The 16,161-nt window shown below is 71.9% G+C and carries 18 protein-coding genes; 11 read left to right on the forward strand and 7 right to left on the reverse strand.

What is annotated here, in order from left to right; all coding sequences use genetic code 11:
* Positions 1–107 precede the first annotated feature (107 nt).
* The 7 genes from ACTHLI_RS05670 to ACTHLI_RS05700 all read left to right on the forward strand — a co-directional run bounded on the left by ACTHLI_RS05670 (position 108) and on the right by ACTHLI_RS05700 (position 6,341).
* Entirely contained in the window at positions 108–1,046 is a 939-nt protein-coding gene (locus tag ACTHLI_RS05670; protein ID WP_440182106.1) for a heme o synthase, read from the forward strand.
* Positions 1,043–2,059 carry a COX15/CtaA family protein gene (locus ACTHLI_RS05675; RefSeq protein ID WP_440182108.1) on the forward strand — a complete coding sequence of 339 codons (1,017 nt, stop codon included), beginning with the start codon at positions 1,043–1,045 and terminating at the stop codon, positions 2,057–2,059. Before ACTHLI_RS05670 ends, ACTHLI_RS05675 begins: the two co-directional genes overlap by 4 nt.
* 155 nt (positions 2,060–2,214) lie before the next feature.
* Complete coding sequence (gene sufB, locus ACTHLI_RS05680) at positions 2,215–3,633, forward strand: Fe-S cluster assembly protein SufB (protein ID WP_440182110.1); 1,419 nt, start codon at positions 2,215–2,217, stop codon at positions 3,631–3,633.
* A gap of 84 nt (positions 3,634–3,717) precedes the next feature.
* Positions 3,718–4,890: a Fe-S cluster assembly protein SufD gene (gene sufD, locus ACTHLI_RS05685; protein WP_440182221.1), complete on the forward strand. Its 1,173-nt coding sequence runs from the start codon at positions 3,718–3,720 to the stop codon at positions 4,888–4,890.
* Entirely contained in the window at positions 4,883–5,218 is a 336-nt protein-coding gene (locus ACTHLI_RS05690) for a non-heme iron oxygenase ferredoxin subunit (RefSeq protein WP_440182111.1), read from the forward strand. The genes sufD and ACTHLI_RS05690 overlap by 8 nt, the downstream gene beginning before the upstream one ends.
* 26 nt (positions 5,219–5,244) lie before the next feature.
* Positions 5,245–6,012 (forward strand): Fe-S cluster assembly ATPase SufC, encoded by a 768-nt coding sequence (sufC, locus tag ACTHLI_RS05695; protein WP_440182112.1) that lies wholly within the window; start codon positions 5,245–5,247, stop codon positions 6,010–6,012.
* A complete protein-coding gene (locus ACTHLI_RS05700) occupies positions 6,012–6,341 on the forward strand; it encodes a metal-sulfur cluster assembly factor (RefSeq protein ID WP_440182114.1) in 330 nt (109 codons plus the stop codon). Before sufC ends, ACTHLI_RS05700 begins: the two co-directional genes overlap by 1 nt.
* 5 nt (positions 6,342–6,346) lie before the next feature.
* Here ACTHLI_RS05700 and ACTHLI_RS05705 read toward each other — a convergent pair whose 3' ends face one another.
* A complete protein-coding gene (locus ACTHLI_RS05705) occupies positions 6,347–6,943 on the reverse strand; it encodes a biotin transporter BioY (RefSeq protein WP_440182116.1) in 597 nt (198 codons plus the stop codon).
* Between the two features lie 130 nt (positions 6,944–7,073).
* Here ACTHLI_RS05705 and ACTHLI_RS05710 point away from each other — a divergent pair, with 130 nt between their 5' ends.
* The gene (locus ACTHLI_RS05710; RefSeq protein ID WP_440182117.1) at positions 7,074–8,672 is read left to right on the forward strand and encodes an ABC-F family ATP-binding cassette domain-containing protein; all 1,599 of its coding nucleotides are present in this window, start codon (positions 7,074–7,076) and stop codon (positions 8,670–8,672) included.
* A gap of 24 nt (positions 8,673–8,696) precedes the next feature.
* On the opposite strand, the gene ACTHLI_RS05715 is transcribed toward ACTHLI_RS05710, so the two are convergent.
* Genes ACTHLI_RS05715 through ACTHLI_RS05725 form a run of 3 tightly spaced genes read right to left on the reverse strand, consistent with a single transcriptional unit; the run spans position 8,697 to position 10,070 of the window.
* Entirely contained in the window at positions 8,697–9,557 is an 861-nt protein-coding gene (locus ACTHLI_RS05715; RefSeq protein WP_440182118.1) for an SURF1 family cytochrome oxidase biogenesis protein, read from the reverse strand.
* Positions 9,558–9,564: 7 nt separating this feature from the next.
* A complete protein-coding gene (locus ACTHLI_RS05720) occupies positions 9,565–9,786 on the reverse strand; it encodes a hypothetical protein (RefSeq protein ID WP_440182120.1) in 222 nt (73 codons plus the stop codon).
* Positions 9,783–10,070 carry a DUF3099 domain-containing protein gene (locus ACTHLI_RS05725; protein WP_440182121.1) on the reverse strand — a complete coding sequence of 96 codons (288 nt, stop codon included), beginning with the start codon at positions 10,068–10,070 and terminating at the stop codon, positions 9,783–9,785. Before ACTHLI_RS05725 ends, ACTHLI_RS05720 begins: the two co-directional genes overlap by 4 nt.
* Before the next feature lie 84 nt (positions 10,071–10,154).
* Here ACTHLI_RS05725 and ACTHLI_RS05730 point away from each other — a divergent pair, with 84 nt between their 5' ends.
* Entirely contained in the window at positions 10,155–10,862 is a 708-nt protein-coding gene (locus ACTHLI_RS05730; RefSeq protein ID WP_440182123.1) for a beta-ketoacyl-ACP reductase, read from the forward strand.
* A gap of 12 nt (positions 10,863–10,874) precedes the next feature.
* On the opposite strand, the gene ACTHLI_RS05735 is transcribed toward ACTHLI_RS05730, so the two are convergent.
* The 3 genes from ACTHLI_RS05735 to glgC all read right to left on the reverse strand — a co-directional run bounded on the left by ACTHLI_RS05735 (position 10,875) and on the right by glgC (position 13,999).
* Positions 10,875–12,029 (reverse strand): alpha/beta hydrolase, encoded by a 1,155-nt coding sequence (locus tag ACTHLI_RS05735; RefSeq protein WP_440182124.1) that lies wholly within the window; start codon positions 12,027–12,029, stop codon positions 10,875–10,877.
* A 91-nt stretch (positions 12,030–12,120) separates the two neighbouring features.
* Positions 12,121–12,738, reverse strand: a complete 618-nt coding sequence (gene serB / locus ACTHLI_RS05740) for a phosphoserine phosphatase SerB (protein WP_440182126.1) — start codon at positions 12,736–12,738, stop codon at positions 12,121–12,123.
* Between the two features lie 19 nt (positions 12,739–12,757).
* A complete protein-coding gene (gene glgC / locus ACTHLI_RS05745) occupies positions 12,758–13,999 on the reverse strand; it encodes a glucose-1-phosphate adenylyltransferase (RefSeq protein ID WP_440182128.1) in 1,242 nt (413 codons plus the stop codon).
* A gap of 109 nt (positions 14,000–14,108) precedes the next feature.
* On the opposite strand from glgC, the gene glgA reads away from it, so the two are divergent.
* Together glgA and ACTHLI_RS05755 are read left to right on the forward strand one after the other, a co-directional pair.
* Positions 14,109–15,290, forward strand: a complete 1,182-nt coding sequence (glgA, locus tag ACTHLI_RS05750; RefSeq protein WP_440182129.1) for a glycogen synthase — start codon at positions 14,109–14,111, stop codon at positions 15,288–15,290.
* Positions 15,291–15,338: 48 nt separating this feature from the next.
* Positions 15,339–16,124, forward strand: coding sequence for an ABC transporter ATP-binding protein (locus tag ACTHLI_RS05755; RefSeq protein WP_440182130.1), 786 nt, complete (start codon positions 15,339–15,341; stop codon positions 16,122–16,124).
* Positions 16,125–16,161: the final 37 nt, after the last annotated feature.

Raw genomic sequence — 16,161 nt, forward strand, 5'->3', positions numbered from 1 at the left:
AAAGTCTATTGACGGCAGGACGGCCGTCGTGTGCCGGTGCAATGGTGCCCCGCTTCGATGAGCGCCGGCTTCGAGGGCCGGGCCGGTTCGCCTAGAATCGCTCAGCAGTGAGCACGACGGTCAGGGCGGAAGGCGGGCAGGCCCAGGCCGCCCGGCGCGGTCGCGTACCCGCTGGGCGACAGGCCCGCGGCTACGTGGCGCTGATGAAGCTGCGGGTGGTCGAGCTGCTGCTCGTCACGACCGTGCCGGTGATGATCCTGGCGGTGCACGGCGTACCCGACCTGCTGGTCGTCGCGGCGACGCTCGTCGGCGGCACCATGTCGGCCGGCGCGGCCAACGCCTTCAACATGGTCATCGACCGCGACATCGACAAGGTCATGCACCGCACGCGCCACCGGCCGCTCGTGACGGGGGACCTCGGCCCGGCGCAGGCCCTCGTGTTCGCGTCCCTGCTCACCGTGGTGTCGACGCTGGTGCTCGGCCTGCTCACCACGTGGCTGGCCGCGCTGCTGTCGCTCGCGGCGATCGGGTTCTACGTCTTCATCTACACGATGTGGCTGAAGCGCCGGACGAGCCAGAACATCATCTGGGGCGGCCTCGCGGGCTGCTTCCCGGTCCTGATCGGCTGGGCCGCGGTGACGGGGACCCTCGCCCCGGCCGCCTGGGTGCTGTTCGCCGTGATCTTCCTCTGGACGCCGCCGCACTACTGGCCGCTGTCGATGCGCTACCGCGACGACTACTCCTCCGTGGGCGTCCCGATGCTCGGCGCCGTCCGGTCCCAGGCGCAGGTCGGCCTGCAGACCGTGCTGTACGCCTGGGCGACGCTCGCCTGCTCCCTCCTGCTCATCCCGGTCGCCGGGATGGGGCCCGTCTACTCCCTCACCGCGCTCGGCGCGGGCGGCTGGTTCGTGCTCGAGACCCACCGGCTCTACGCGAGGGCGCTCGCGGGGGAGCGGGTCGCGCCGATGCGGGTGTTCCACGCCTCCATCGGCTCGCTGTCCCTGCTGTTCCTCGGGATCGCCGTCGACGCGCTGCTGTTCCGATGACCACGCGACCGGAGGCGGCGCCCAGGCCGAGGACGCCGTTCGCGTGGCTCGCGGAGCGGGTGGTGCTCCGCGACCGCGCACTGCGCTGGGGGACCACCGCCGCGCTCGTCGTGAGCATCCTGATCATCGTCACGGGCGGCGTCGTCCGCGTCACGGGGTCCGGTCTCGGCTGCCCGACGTGGCCGGTGTGCGAGGCGGGATCCCTCACCACGACGCCCGCGCTCGGCGTGCACGGGGCGATCGAGTTCGGCAACCGGATGCTGACCTGGGTGCTGGTCGCGGCGGTCGGCTGGGCGATCGTGGCCGCCGCGCTGCAGCGGCAGAGGCAGCGCTCGCTTGCGCGGCTGACCTGGAGCCAGTTCTGGCTCGTGGTCGTGAACGCGGTCGCGGGCGGCCTCACGGTGCTCGCCGGGCTCAACCCGTACTTCGTCGCCTTCCACTTCGTGCTCGCGATCGCCCTGCTCACCACGACGACGCTGGCGTGGCACCGGGCGAGGCAGTCGGCGGCGGCGACCGCGGTCCGCGGTCCCGCCGGCCCCGTCGCGTGGCTGCTCACGGCGGTCACGGCGGTGCTGGTCGTGCTCGGCACGGTCGTCACCGGCGCAGGACCGCACTCCGGTGACTCCGCCGACGTCCCGCGGATCCCGGTGAGCTGGACGTCCGTCACCCTCGCGCACGGCACGGCGGCGGTGCTGACCGTGGTCCTCGCCGTGGTGCTGGCCGTGCTGCTCCGCGCGGGCGGCCGGGAGACGGCGCTCGCGCGCCGCCGGGTCGCGGTGCTGCTGTGGGTCCTCGGTGCGCAGGTCGTCATCGGCGTCGTGCAGGCCGTGACCGCGCTGCCCTCCGCGCTCGTCGTGGTGCACCTGCTCGGCGCGGCGCTCGTCTGGGTCGGCGTGCTCCGGGTGCTGCTCGACACCCACCCGACGCTGTTCGGCGGCGTCATCCCGGTGCGCGCGGCGCCCGAGGAGACGACCGGGCCGCACGCACACGTGGTTCCGGGTCGACGGCGATAGGATCGGCGTCCGGTCGGAGGGCCGCGCCGGTGGCGCCTCCGTCGGGCCGCACGGCGCCGCGACCATCCGATGCGCGCGGCACGACCGACCGAGAGCCGGCGGAATGCGACGCCCTGACGCCGCGTTCGGAACCGGCAACGAGAGGAGCACCCGTCATGACCGACGTGCTGATCGACCGCCCCGAGCTCGCAGGGCTCGGCGTCTACGAGTTCGGCTGGGCCGACTCGGACGTCGCGGGCGCGTCCGCGAAGCGCGGCCTCTCCAAGGAGGTCGTGGCCGACATCTCCCGGCGCAAGGGCGAACCCGACTGGATGCTGCGGAACCGCCTCAAGGGGCTCGCGATGTTCGAGCGCAAGCCGATGCCGATGTGGGGCGCGGACCTCACGGGCATCGACTTCGACAACATCAAGTACTTCGTCAAGTCCACCGAGCGCCAGGCGCAGACCTGGGAGGACCTCCCCGAGGACATCCGGGCCACCTACGAGCGGCTCGGCATCCCTGAGGCGGAGCGGCAGCGCCTCGTCGGCGGCGTCGCGGCGCAGTACGAGTCGGAGGTCGTCTACCACCAGATCCAGGAGGAGCTGGAGGAGAAGGGGGTGATCTTCATGGACACGGACACCGCGCTCAAGGAGCACCCCGAGTTCTTCGAGGAGTACTTCGGCACCGTCATCCCCGCGGGCGACAACAAGTTCGCTGCGCTGAACACCTCCGTCTGGTCAGGCGGCTCCTTCGTCTACGTGCCGAAGGGCGTGCACGTCGACATCCCGCTGCAGGCCTACTTCCGGATCAACACCGAGAACATGGGGCAGTTCGAGCGGACGCTGATCATCGCGGACGAGGGCTCGTACGTGCACTACATCGAGGGCTGCACCGCCCCGATCTACAAGAGCGACTCGCTCCACTCCGCCGTGGTGGAGATCATCGTGAAGAAGGACGCACGCGTCCGGTACACGACGATCCAGAACTGGTCGAACAACGTCTACAACCTCGTCACGAAGCGGGCGATCGCCCACGAGGGCGCGACGATGGAGTGGATCGACGGCAACATCGGCTCCAAGGTGACGATGAAGTACCCGTCGATCTACCTGGTGGGGGAGCACGCGAAGGGCGAGACCCTCTCCGTCGCGTTCGCCGGGCCGGGGCAGCACCAGGACGCCGGCGCGAAGATGATCCACATGGCGCCGTACACGCAGTCGTCGATCGTCTCGAAGTCGATCGCGCGCGGAGGCGGCCGGGCCGGGTACCGCGGCGAGGTCCGGGTCGACCCGAACGCGCACCATTCCGCGAACACGGTCCGCTGCGACGCGCTGCTGGTCGACACGATCAGCCGCTCGGACACCTACCCGGCCATCGACATCCGCGTCGACGACGTGCAGCTCGGCCACGAGGCGACCGTCTCGAAGGTGAGCGAGGAGCAGCTCTTCTACCTGATGAGCCGCGGCATGCCGGAGGACGAGGCGATGGCGATGATCGTGCGCGGCTTCATCGAGCCCATCGCGCGCGAGCTGCCGATGGAGTACGCCCTCGAGCTGAACAAGCTCATCGAGATGGGCATGGAAGGGAGCGTCGGCTAGGTGGCGGACACGCCTGAGACGGACACCGTCGACACCCTGTCCACGGATGCCGAGCACCCGGCCCAGGGCACGACCGAACCGGTCGTGACGGGGACCGGCACGCGGCCGGCGATCGTCGCGGACGCGTCGACGGGACACGGCGCCGTGCCGGTGCAGACGCGCAACGAGCGCTTCGCCTCCACCGACGTGACGGCGTTCCCGCCGGTGACCGGGCGCGAGGCGACCTGGAAGCTGACCCCGGTCGCGGACCTCGAGGAGCTGATCGGCGGCACGCTCGACGGCTCCAGGTACGAGGTCGATGCGACGACGACCGGCGGCGCCGAGGTCGGCTGGGTCGGGCGGGACGACGAGCGCATCGGTGCGGCCGGGATCCCCGAGGACCGGGCCGCCGCGAACGCGTGGTCCTCGTTCCAGGAGGCGCTCCTCGTCCGCGTGAGCGGTGACGAGCCGTCGAGCGCGACGGTCGTGCGCAGCGCGCTCGGGCCCGCGGCCCGCGCCGCCCACACGCTGGTGGACGTCGCCCGGTTCGCGCGCGCGGTCGTGGTGCTCGACAACCGCGGCGCGGCGCAGCTGGCCGAGAACGTGGAGATCCTGGTCGGTGACGGCGCCGAAGTCACCGTCGTCTCGGTGCAGGACTGGACGGACGACGCGAAGCACGTCGCGAACCACTTCGCGCAGGTCGGGCGCGACGCGCGCCTGAAGCACGTCGTCGTGTCCTTCGGCGGCGGGGTCGTGCGCGTCAACCCCTCCGTCACCCTGGCCGGCTCCGGCGCGGACGGCGAGCTCCTCGGCGTGTACTTCGCCGACGCGGGCCAGCACCTCGAGAGCCAGGTGTTCCTCTTCCACAAGGCGGACCACACGAAGGGCCGGGTCGAGTACCGGGGCGCGCTGCAGGGCGACGGCGCGCACACCGTGTGGATCGGCGACGTCCTGATCGGCCCGGACGCGACCGGCACGGACTCGTACGAGCAGAACCGCAACCTCGTGCTCACCGACGGCACCAGGGCGGACTCCGTGCCGAACCTCGAGATCGAGACCGGCGACATCGAAGGGGCGGGGCACGCCTCCGCCACCGGTCGCTTCGACGACGAGCAGCTGTTCTACCTGCAGGCGCGCGGCATCCCGGAGGACGTCGCGCGGCGGCTCGTGGTCCGCGGCTTCCTCGCCTCGATCGTGCAGAAGATCGGCCTGCCCGAGCTGCAGGAGCGCCTCCAGGACCGGATCGAGGCCGAGCTCGCCGGCGGTGCCGATGTCTGAGCGCGTCTGCTCGTACGACGAGCTCGAGCAGGACACGGCCCTCCGCGTCGTGATCGGCGGCACGCCCATCGCGGTCGTGAAGGACGGCAACGGCGACGTGTTCGCGATCGGCGACACGTGCACCCACGGCGACATCTCCCTGGCGGAGGGCTTCGTCGAGGACGACACGCTCGAGTGCTGGGCGCACGGCTCCAAGTTCTCCCTGCGGACCGGTCGTCCGCTCACCCTGCCGGCGTATCAGCCGGTCCCCGTCTTCAAGGTCACCGTGGAGGGGGGCGACGTGCTCGTCGACCCGACCCCGGTGCCCGCGTCCGAGCTGCCGGCCTAGCGCCGGCGCACGAGTTAGGAACCCCGATGTCCACCCTCGCGATCCGCGACCTCCACGTCTCCATCGAGACCGAGCAGGGCACCAAGCCGATCCTGCGCGGCGTCGACCTCACCATCAACGAGGGCGAGACGCACGCCGTGATGGGCCCGAACGGGTCCGGCAAGTCGACGCTGGCGTACACGATCGCCGGGCACCCCCGCTACACGGTCGACTCCGGCTCGATCACGCTCGACGGCGAGGACGTCCTCGCCATGAGCGTCGACGAGCGCGCCCGCGCCGGGCTCTTCCTCGCGATGCAGTACCCGGTCGAGATCCCCGGCGTGACCGTGTCGAACTTCCTCCGCACCGCCAAGACCGCGATCGACGGCAAGGCGCCCGCCATCCGCGGCTGGGTCAAGGACGTGCGCGGGTCGATGGAGGCGCTGCGCATGGACAGCACCTTCGCCGAGCGCAACGTCAACGAGGGGTTCTCCGGCGGCGAGAAGAAGCGCCACGAGATCCTGCAGCTCGAGCTGCTGAAGCCGCGGTTCGCGGTGCTCGACGAGACCGACTCCGGTCTCGACGTCGACGCGCTGAAGATCGTCTCCGAGGGCGTCAACCGCGCCAAGACCTCGACCGGGCTCGGCGTGCTGCTCATCACGCACTACACGCGGATCCTCCGCTACATCAAGCCGGACTTCGTGCACGTCTTCGTCGCGGGCCGCGTCGCCGAGGAGGGCGGCCCGGAGCTGGCCGACCGCCTCGAGGACGAGGGCTACGACCGCTACGTGGCCGCTGCGGCCGCCTCCGCCTGATGCCCACCGAGCTCGCACCCGAGCGGTTCGACGAGATCTCCGAGGCGCTCAAGGACGTCGTCGACCCGGAGCTCGGCGTGAACGTCGTCGACCTCGGGCTGATCTACGACCTCGGCTGGGACGAGGAGAACGACGCGCTCGTCATCAACATGACCCTCACGTCCGCCGGCTGCCCGCTGACCGACGTGATCGAGGACGAGACCGCCCAGGCCCTCGACGGCCACGTCGAGCGGTTCCGGATCAACTGGGTGTGGATGCCGCCGTGGGGTCCCGAGCGGATGACCGACGACGGCAAGGAGATGATGCGGGCGATCGGCTTCCAGATCTGAGTAGGTCAGCGCTTCGCGGTGTCGGCGCGGTCGACGAGCGCCCAGGCGCCGCGCAGCACCAGCGCCGCGATCACGGCCTTGATGACGCCGCCGACGATGAACGGGGTGAGGCCGCTCGTGATCGTCGTGCCCCAGTCGAGCCCGAGCGAGACCTTCAGCCAGGGCAGTCCCACCAGGAACACGACGCCGGACCCGGCGACGAACGCGAGCATGCCGCGCAGGAGGCCGCGCTCCCAGCGGCGCTGCGCGAGCCAGCCCGTGAAGGCCGCGGCGAGCACGAAGCCGACGATGTAGCCGCCCGTCGGGCCGAGCAGGATCGCCGTGCCCGCGGTGTGGTCGGAGAAGATCGGCGCGCCGAGCGCCCCGACGAGCGCGTACAGGACCATCGACAGGCCGCCCCTGGCGGCGCCGAGCGACGCCCCGACGAGCAGGACGGCGAGCGTCTGCCCGGTGATCGGCACCGGCCACAGGGGGATCTCCACCTGCGCGAGTCCTGCGGTCAGCGCCGCGCCGGCCACCACGAGGGTCGCGTCCGTCACGATCGACCTCGGCAGGCGGTCCGCGAGGACCGGGCGGGACGGGGCGAGCGAGATCGATGACACGGGCGGCTCCTTCGACGACGGGCCGGGCGCCCGCCGCGAACTACACTAGATCGCCGCCCGAAGCGCGCTTCTGTGCCGAACGCACAACCGCAGGGCCCAATCGCCGTCGATCTCGTCAAGGAGGTTCCGCATGCTCGCCGTGCACGGCCTCGAGATCACCGTCGGCGCCCGCCGCCTCATGGCGGACGTCGAGTTCCGCGTGTCGAACGGGGACAAGGTGGGGCTCGTCGGCCGCAACGGCGCCGGCAAGACCACCCTCACGAAGGTGCTGGCGGGGGAGGCGCAGCCCGCCGACGGGAAGGTCGAGCGGTCGGGCGAGATCGGCTACCTGCCCCAGGACCCGCGTGCGGGCGATCCCGAGCAGCTCGCCCGCACCCGCATCCTGGACGCCAGGGGCCTCGGCACCCTGCAGCTGCAGATGGCCGAGGCGACCGAGCGGATGGGGTCGGCGGACCCCGCGGTCGCGGAGAAGGCGATCAACCGCTACGCCCGCCTCGAGGAGGAGTTCACCGCGAAGGGCGGCTACGCCGCCGAAGCCGAGGCGGCCTCGATCTCCTCGAACCTCGCGCTGCCCGACCGGATCCTCGACCAGCCGCTGAAGACGCTCTCCGGCGGTCAGCGCCGCCGCATCGAGCTCGCCAGGATCCTCTTCAGCGACGCCGACACGCTGATCCTGGACGAGCCCACGAACCACCTCGACGCCGACTCGATCGTCTGGCTCCGCGAGTTCCTGAAGACCTACAAGGGCGGCGCGAGCGTGATCAGCCACGACGTCGACCTCGTCGGCGACGTCGTGAACCGCGTCTTCTACCTCGACGCGAACCGTCAGGTGCTCGACGTCTACAACATGGGCTGGAAGCAGTACCTGAAGCAGCGCGAGACCGACGAGCAGCGTCGCAAGCGCGAGCGGCAGAACGCGGAGAAGAAGGCGTCCGCACTGCAGCTGCAGGCCGCGAAGATGGGCGCGAAGGCGACGAAGGCCGTCGCGGCGCAGAACATGGTGCGCCGCGCGGAGCGCCTCCTGTCCGGGCTCGAGGAGGTCAGGCAGGTGGACCGCGTCGCGAAGCTGCGGTTCCCCGATCCGGCGCCGTCGGGCAAGACCCCGCTCATGGCCTCCGACCTGTCGAAGTCGTACGGCTCGCTCGAGATCTTCTCCGCGGTCGACCTCGCGATCGACCGCGGTGCGAAGGTCGTGATCCTCGGCCTGAACGGCGCGGGCAAGACGACGCTGCTGCGCATCCTGGCCGGGGTGGACCAGCCGGACACGGGACAGCTCGAGCCGGGCTACGGCCTCCGCATCGGCTACTACGCGCAGGAGCACGAGACGATCGACGTGGGGCGCACCGTGCTCGAGAACATGGTGTCCGCGGCGCCGAACCTCACGGCGACGGAGGCGCGGCGCGTCCTCGGCTCGTTCCTGTTCACCGGCGACGACGGCGACAAGATCGCCGGGGTGCTCTCCGGCGGTGAGAAGACCCGGCTCGCGCTGGCGATGCTCGTCGTGTCGGCCGCGAACGTGCTCCTGCTCGACGAGCCGACGAACAACCTCGACCCCGCCAGCCGCGAGGAGATCCTCGGTGCGCTCGCGAACTACACGGGCGCCGTCGTGCTGGTCAGCCACGACGAGGGCGCCGTGGAGGCGCTGAACCCCGAGCGGGTGCTGATCATGCCCGACGGCACGGAGGACCTCTGGACGCCCGAGTACGCGGAGCTGATCAGCGTCAGCTGATCCTCCGCGGAAGGCGCGGCCGCGTCAGCGGTCGGCCAGCGCGTCCTCCACGGCTTCGTCCGACGGCGCGCGCTTCGCGCGGCGTTCGAGCGCTCGCTCCTCCGCCGCGACCACGACCTCGTCGCCCGCGTCGAGCAGGTCGCGCCGGATGGACCAGCCGAGCGCCCCGAACCCGAGCAGCGCGAACAGGATCCACTGGATCGCGTACGACAGGTGCGTGCCCTCGTCGACCCCGGTGCTCGCGGGCTGCGGCTCGATGCGTTCGGGCGTCGACGCCGGCGCGGGAAACTCCGACCGCACCTGGCCGTATGCGCCCGTGTAGGTCGGGGCGCCGACCCGCTTCGCGACGGACTTCAGGTCGATCGACGGGATCTCACCGGACGGCGCGGTGCGGCCGGCCAGCGGGCCCTCGTTCGCCTGGAGGCGCGCGTCGACCGTCACCGGGCCGGCAGGCGGTGCCGGTACGGCGTCGGGCCGGTCCTGCTTGGAGCCGACGGACACCCAGCCCCGGTCGAGCACGAACACCGTGCCGTCCGTGAGTCGCAGCGGGGTGAGCACCTCGAACCCCGGGTTGCCGGCCGGATCCACGCGGTTGCGCACGAGCAGCTGCTGTGCCGGCAGGTAGGTGCCGGTCATCCGGACCGTGCGCCACTGCAGGCCGGGGCGGTATGCGGTGAGCGAGGGCAGCAGATCCGCGAGCGGGGATGGCGCCGCGGACGCGTTCGCCGTGATCAGCGCGTTCGCGGCTGCGGTCTCGGCGCGCCGCGAGAACTGCCACCACGACAGCAGTCCGCACCCGATTGCGAACGCGATCGCGAGCGCCAGGGAGCGGTGCCAGCGCCCGTCGGCGACCAGGGTGCGGAGGATCCGGCCGAGCTGCTTCACGGGTGCGTCAGCGTACCCGGTCGCCCGATGGGTCGAGCGGCCGCAGCGCGAGCGGGAACGCCCGCGCCGCGAGGAAGTCGCGCAGGACCGTCACGTGCTCGTCGCACGCGAGCCAGGTCTTGACCCGGTCGCCCGTGTGGATACGCGGGTTGCGCCACTCGATCGCCGTCGTCGCCTCGGCCCGGCAGCCCGCGCGCGAGCAGGTGTGCCGCATCGGCGTCGTGCTCATTCCTCGCGGTGCTGCTCGAGCGCGAGCTGCTGCTGTGCGGCACCGGGGTTGACCGGCTTCGTGCCCAGGGTCGACCCCGCGTTCGCGAGCACGACCGCGATGTACGGGAGGACGACGGCGCCGATGCCGAAGACGAGCTTCCACCAGCCCGGCACGAAGAACACCAGGACGAGGCAGACCATGCGCACCGACATCGCGGTCGAGTACGCGCGCATGCGCCGCTTCCGGTCCTCCTGGGGCGAGGCCGGGAGCGAGGTCGCGGACTGCACGGCGTCATGAGTCATGAGTGGTGTCAACCTACGCCGCTCCGGGGCGCTTCCCGGCCCGATCACTAGGCTCACGGAGTCCTTGCGGAAGGAGACGCCCCCTTGACCCAGCGCACCGTCCTCGTGACCGGCGGCAACCGCGGCATCGGCCGCGCGATCGCGACGGCCTTCGCGGCCGAAGGCCACCGCGTCGCGATCACCTCGCGGAACGGCTCCGGACCGGAGGGGGTGCTCGCCGTGCAGGCGGACGTCACGGACGCCGCCTCCCTCGACGCCGCGTTCCGCGTGGTCGAGGCGGAGCTCGGCCCCGTGGAGGTCGTCGTCGCGAACGCGGGGATCACGAAGGACACCCTGCTGCTGCGGATGAGCGAGGCGGACTTCGACGACGTCGTCGCCACCAACCTCGGCGGCGCGTTCCGCGTGGTCAAGCGCGCCTCGAAGGGGATGCTGCGCGCCCGGTTCGGCCGCGTGATCCTGATCTCGAGCGTGGTCGGCATGCTCGGCTCGGCGGGCCAGGTGAACTACGCCGCCTCGAAGTCGGCGCTGATCGGCTTCGCCCGCTCGCTGACGCGCGAGCTCGGCGGCCGGGGGATCACGGCGAACGTGGTGGCGCCCGGCTTCATCGAGTCGGACATGACGGCGGCGCTACCGGACGAGCAGCAGCACGAGTACCTCGGCCGGATCCCCGTCGGCAGGTTCGGCTCGGGCGAGGACGTCGCACGGGCCGTGCTCTGGCTCGCCTCCGACGACGCCGCCTACGTCTCGGGCGCGATCATCCCCGTGGACGGCGGCCTCGGGATGGGGCACTAGCCGGATCGGCGCTCAGAGGCCCCACCACCCGGCGAGGTGGTCGAAGCCCCAGAGCATGCCTGCGCGTCCCACCTTCCAGTTGTGGTTCAGGCCCGCGACCCGCATGGTGTGCACGCGCGCGCCCGCAGCGGCCGCGTGCGCCGCCATCAGCCGGACCACCGGTCCGTAGTTCCGGTCGAGCGCGCCCGCGGCGAAGTACGCCTGCAGGCCGCGCACGTGGTGGTGGGCGAGCAGCCAGGCGGGCGACGCGTGCAGGTAGGCGACCGTGCTGCCGTGGAACGCGACGGCGATCGTGTGCGCCTCCGAGCCGGCGATCGGGGCCGCCTCGCCCGAGACGTCGACGACCGAGCCGAACACGTCCGGGTGGGCGGAGGCGAACTGGATCGCGCAGGTGCCGCCCTGCGAGAAGCCCGCGACCGTCCAGTCCCGGCTCCCGGTCGCCACGGGCAGGTGGGTCAGGATCCAGTCGCGCACGTCGGTCATGACGTAGGTGGCGGAGTGCCCGAGCGGCGAGTCGACGCACATCGGGTTCCCGGAGGCGGGCCCGAGCTGGTCGGGCACGACGACGACGGGGGCGACGCCGTGATGCCGCGCGGCGATGCCGTCCATCATGCTGCGGAGCCCGGCGCTCCAGACGAGGTCGGCGGGCCCTGCACCGCGGCTCTGGCCCGAGAAGGCGATGATCACGGGCAGCAGCCGAGGCCGGGGGACGAGTGCCGCAGGCGGGAGGTAGACGATCGCCGGACGCGCGACGAACCGCGATCGGGTGGCGGGGATGACCACCGAGCCGATCTCGCCGTTCCGCGGCAGCGTCTGCGTGCCGGCGGCGGTCGTCCGCAGCCCGGCCGGGAACACCGGGATCGACCATCGGGTGATGTGCGCGTAGCCGGCGCGGTCGTGGGCGTCCGCCGGCCGCCAGGTCGGCAGCGCCACCGCGGTCGTGGCGGTCCGTGAGGGCGACGCGGAGGGCTGGTCGACGACCGACGCCACGGCACCGGGCGGCAGGACGCCGAGCCCGATCGTGCCGGCTGCGAAGCCGAGCAGCGCGGCCGCGGCGAGCACGCCGCGCCACCGGCGGGCCGTCCGGTGCCGTGCGAGGCGCACGAGCATGACGAGCGCGCCGAGCCCCGCGACCGCGGCGCAGGCGAACAGGATCGGTTCCAGCACCGCTGGATCATCGCGCGCCTGAGCCGCCTCCGGGTCGCGCCGGAGCGCGCACGCGGCGGGGGTTCACGTTGCGCTCAGGTGCGAGCACCGATCAGAGCAGGGCCAGGAGGGGGAGGAGGGACCGGCCGGGGAGGCTGACGTCCGCGGCGGCTCGCACGGCGGGCTTCGCGTCGAACGCGACGGAGAGGTCCGCGGCGCCCATCATCGCGAGGTCGTTCGCACCGTCGCCGACCGCGACGGTGCGCGTCGCCCCGAGCTCCGCCGCCCAGGCGAGCAGCCGCTCGCGCTTCGCGGCCGCGTCGACGATGCCGCCCAGGACGCGGCCGGTGAGCCGGCCGTCCTCGACCTCGAGCTCGTTCGCGTGCCGTCGGTCGAGGCCCAGCTCGGCCGCGAGCGGGTCGAGCACCTGACGGAAGCCGCCCGAGACGGCGCCGACGGCACCGCCGGCGGCGTGGACCGCGGCGAGGAGCTCCGGCACCCCGTCCGTGACGGTGATCCTGGCGCGCACCTCGCTGAGCACGGAGGCGGGCAGCCCCTCGAGGAGCGCGACGCGGCGCGTCAGGCTGCCGGCGAAGTCGAGCTCGCCGCGCATGGCGGCCGCGGTGATCGCCGCGACCTCGTCGCCCACCCCGGCGGCGTCGGCGAGCAGGTCCACCACCTCCTGGCCGATCAGGGTCGAGTCGACGTCCAGGACGACCAGGAGGCTCACGGCACCAGCGTGGCAGAGGTCAGGGATCGACCCGGACGCCCTTGCCCACGACGACGATGCCGCTGTCGGTGACCGTGAGCCCGCGCTCCCGGTCCCGTTCGTGCTCGACGCCGACCCTGGCCCCCTCCGCGATCACGACGTTCTTGTCGAGGATCGCCCGCTGCACCACGGCACCGGGACCGATGCGCGCCCGGTCGAAGAGCACCGAGTCCACGACCGACGCACCCGACTCGACGACGGCCCACGGCCCCAGCACGCTGTTCTGGATGCGGGACCCGGAGAACAGCGACCCCGGCGACACGATCGAGTCGTGCACCACGGTGTTGTTGCCGTAGGAGTCGCGGTTGAACTTCGCGGGCGGCGAGTTCAGCGTCTGCGTGTAGATCGGCCACCGCCGGTTGTACAGGTTGAACACCGGCAGGGCGGACACGAGGTCCATGTGGGCGTCGTAGAACGACTCGATCGAGCCCACGTCCCGCCAGTAGAACCGGTCGCGGTCGGTCGATCCCGGCACCTCGTTGCGGTTCAGGTCGTACACGCCCGCCTCGCCCTGCTCCACGAACCAGGGGACGATGTCGCCGCCCATGTCGTGCTTCGAGCCGGGGCGCTCGGCGTCCACCTCGAGCGCGGCCACGAGCGCGTCGGTGTCGAACACGTAGTTGCCCATCGAGGCGAGCACCTCGTCGGGGGAGTCGGGGAGCCCGCGCGGATGCTGCGGCTTCTCGAGGAACTCGTGGATCGTCGTGGGGTCGTCCGGCGCGACGTCGATGACGCCGAACGCGTTCGCGAGCGCGATGGGCTGCCGGATCGCGGCGACCGTGGCCTTCTTGCCGGAGGCGATGTGCGCCTCGATCATCTGGCTGAAGTCCATGCGGTACACGTGGTCGGCACCGACCACGACCACGATGTCGGGCTGCTCGTCGCCGATCAGGTTGAGGCTCTGGAAGATCGCGTCGGCGCTCCCGAGGTACCAGCGCTTGCCGAGCCGCTGCTGCGCGGGCACGGACGCCACGTACGAGTTGAGGAGGCCGGAGAGGCGCCAGGTCTCCGCCACGTGCCGGTCGAGGCTGTGCGACTTGTACTGCGTCAGCACGACGATCTGCGTCAGCCCCGAGTTCAGGAGGTTCGACAGCGCGAAGTCGATCAGGCGGTACACGCCGCCGAACGGCACCGCGGGCTTGGCACGGTCCTCCGTGAGCGGCATGAGCCGCTTGCCCTCGCCGCCGGCGAGCACGATGCCGAAAATCTTCTTCGATGGCATGGCGCTCACCGTACTCCCACCGGACGTTCGGACATCCTGGAAATTCCCGGTCAGCGCACGTATTGGGGGTGTCTGTCGGCGCCGCGCCCCGGGGTCTAGGGTGGCGCCCGTGCGCGTCGATCTGCTGACGAAGGAGTATCCGCCCGAGATCTACGGCGGGGCGGGGGTGCACGTCGCCGAGCTGACGAAGGCGCTGCGGAGCCGCATCGAGGTGCAGGTGCGCTGCTTCGGCGCACCCCGCGACGAGGCGGACGTGACGGCGTACCGGGCGCCCGCGGAGCTCGAGACGGCCAACGGCTCGCTGTCGACGCTCGGGGTCGATCTGCAGATGGCCGAGGGCGCGGCCGGCACGGACCTCGTGCACTCGCACACCTGGTACGCGAACGCGGGCGGCCACCTCGCGAAGCTGCTGCACGGCGTGCCGCACGTGGTCACCGCGCACAGCCTCGAGCCGCTCCGCCCCTGGAAGGCCGAGCAGCTGGGCGGCGGGTACCGCATCTCCAGCGAGATCGAGCGGACCGCCTACGAGGCCGCGGACGCCGTGATCGCGGTGAGCAGGGGCATGGGCGACGACATCCTCCGCTCGTACCCCCGGGTCGACCCCTCCCGGTTGCACGTCGTCTACAACGGCATCGACCTCACCGCCTGGCAGCCGAACGACGACCGGGAGCTGGTGCGGTCGCTCGGTGTCGACCCGGACCGCCCGACGGTCGTCTTCGTGGGCCGCATCACGCGCCAGAAGGGGCTGCCCTACCTGCTGCGCGCGGCCGCTTCGCTGCCGCCGGAGGTGCAGCTCGTGCTCTGCGCGGGTGCGCCGGACACGAAGGAGATCATGGCCGAGGTGACCGGCCTCGTCCGCGAGCTGCAGGAGCAGCGCAGCGGGGTGGTGTGGATCGAGCGCATCCTGCCGAGGCGCGAGCTGACAGCGGTCCTCACCGCGGCGGACGTGTTCGTGTGCCCCTCCGTCTACGAGCCGCTCGGCATCGTCAACCTCGAGGCCATGGCCTGCGGCACCGCGGTCGTCGGCACCGCGACGGGCGGGATCCCCGAGGTGGTCGTCGACGGCGAGACGGGGTGGCTCGTGCCGATCGACCAGGTGCAGGACGGCACGGGCACGCCCACCGACCCGGAGCGGTTCGTGGCGGACCTCGGCCGGGTGCTCGCGGAGGCGGTCGCGGACCGCGCGCGTGCACAGCGGTACGGGCGGGCCGGTCGCGAGCGCGCCAGGGCGGTGTTCGACTGGGACGCGATCGGCGCGCAGACGGTCGAGATCTACCGTTCGCTCGTCTGACCGCCCGGCTGAGGCGATCGGACGGCGGCTGGCTCTAGGGTTGACGGCATGCCAGTGGTGCTGCAGCTCTCGGACGTCACGCTGACCCGGGGCAGCACCACGATCCTCGACCAGGTCTCCTGGACGGTCGACAGCGCCGAGCGCTGGGTCGTCCTGGGGCCGAACGGCGCGGGCAAGACGACGCTGCTGCAGCTCGCCGCGGCGCTCCTCCACCCCACCCGCGGCACCGTGCAGGTGCTCGACGCGCAGCTGGGCAAGACGGACGTGTTCGAGGTGCGGCCGAGGATCGGCTTCGCCTCGAGCGCCATGGCCAAGCGGATCCCGCCGTCGGAGGCGGTGCTCGACGTGGTGCTGACGGCGGCGTACTCCGTGACGGGGCGCTGGAACGAGCAGTACGAGGACATCGACGTGCGCCGTGCGAACCGGGTGCTCGCCGAATGGCGCCTCGACCACCTCGCGGACCGCCGGTTCGGCGACCTCTCGGACGGCGAGCAGAAGCGGGTGCAGATCGCGCGGGCCGTGATGACCGACCCGGAGCTGCTGCTGCTCGACGAGCCGGCCGCGAGCCTGGACCTCGGTGCCCGCGAGGAGCTGCTGCAGCTGCTCGGCGGGTACGCGAGCGCGCCGAGCGCACCCGGCATGGTGATGGTCACGCATCACGTGGAGGAGATCCCGGTCGGCTTCACGCACGCACTGCTCGTGCAGCACGGGAAGGTCGTCGCCGCCGGTCCGATCGCGGAGACGATCACCTCCGAGCGCATCGGGGAGACGTTCGGCCTCGACGTCGAGATCACCGAGCGCGACGGGCGCTACGCGGCGCGCGCCACCGCCTGACCCGCACCCCGCCGCTCTGGTAGCATCGACGGTCGGT

Origin of the sequence: Amnibacterium sp. (assembly GCF_051956055.1) — a bacterium.
In the GTDB taxonomy this organism is placed as follows: domain Bacteria; phylum Actinomycetota; class Actinomycetes; order Actinomycetales; family Microbacteriaceae; genus Amnibacterium.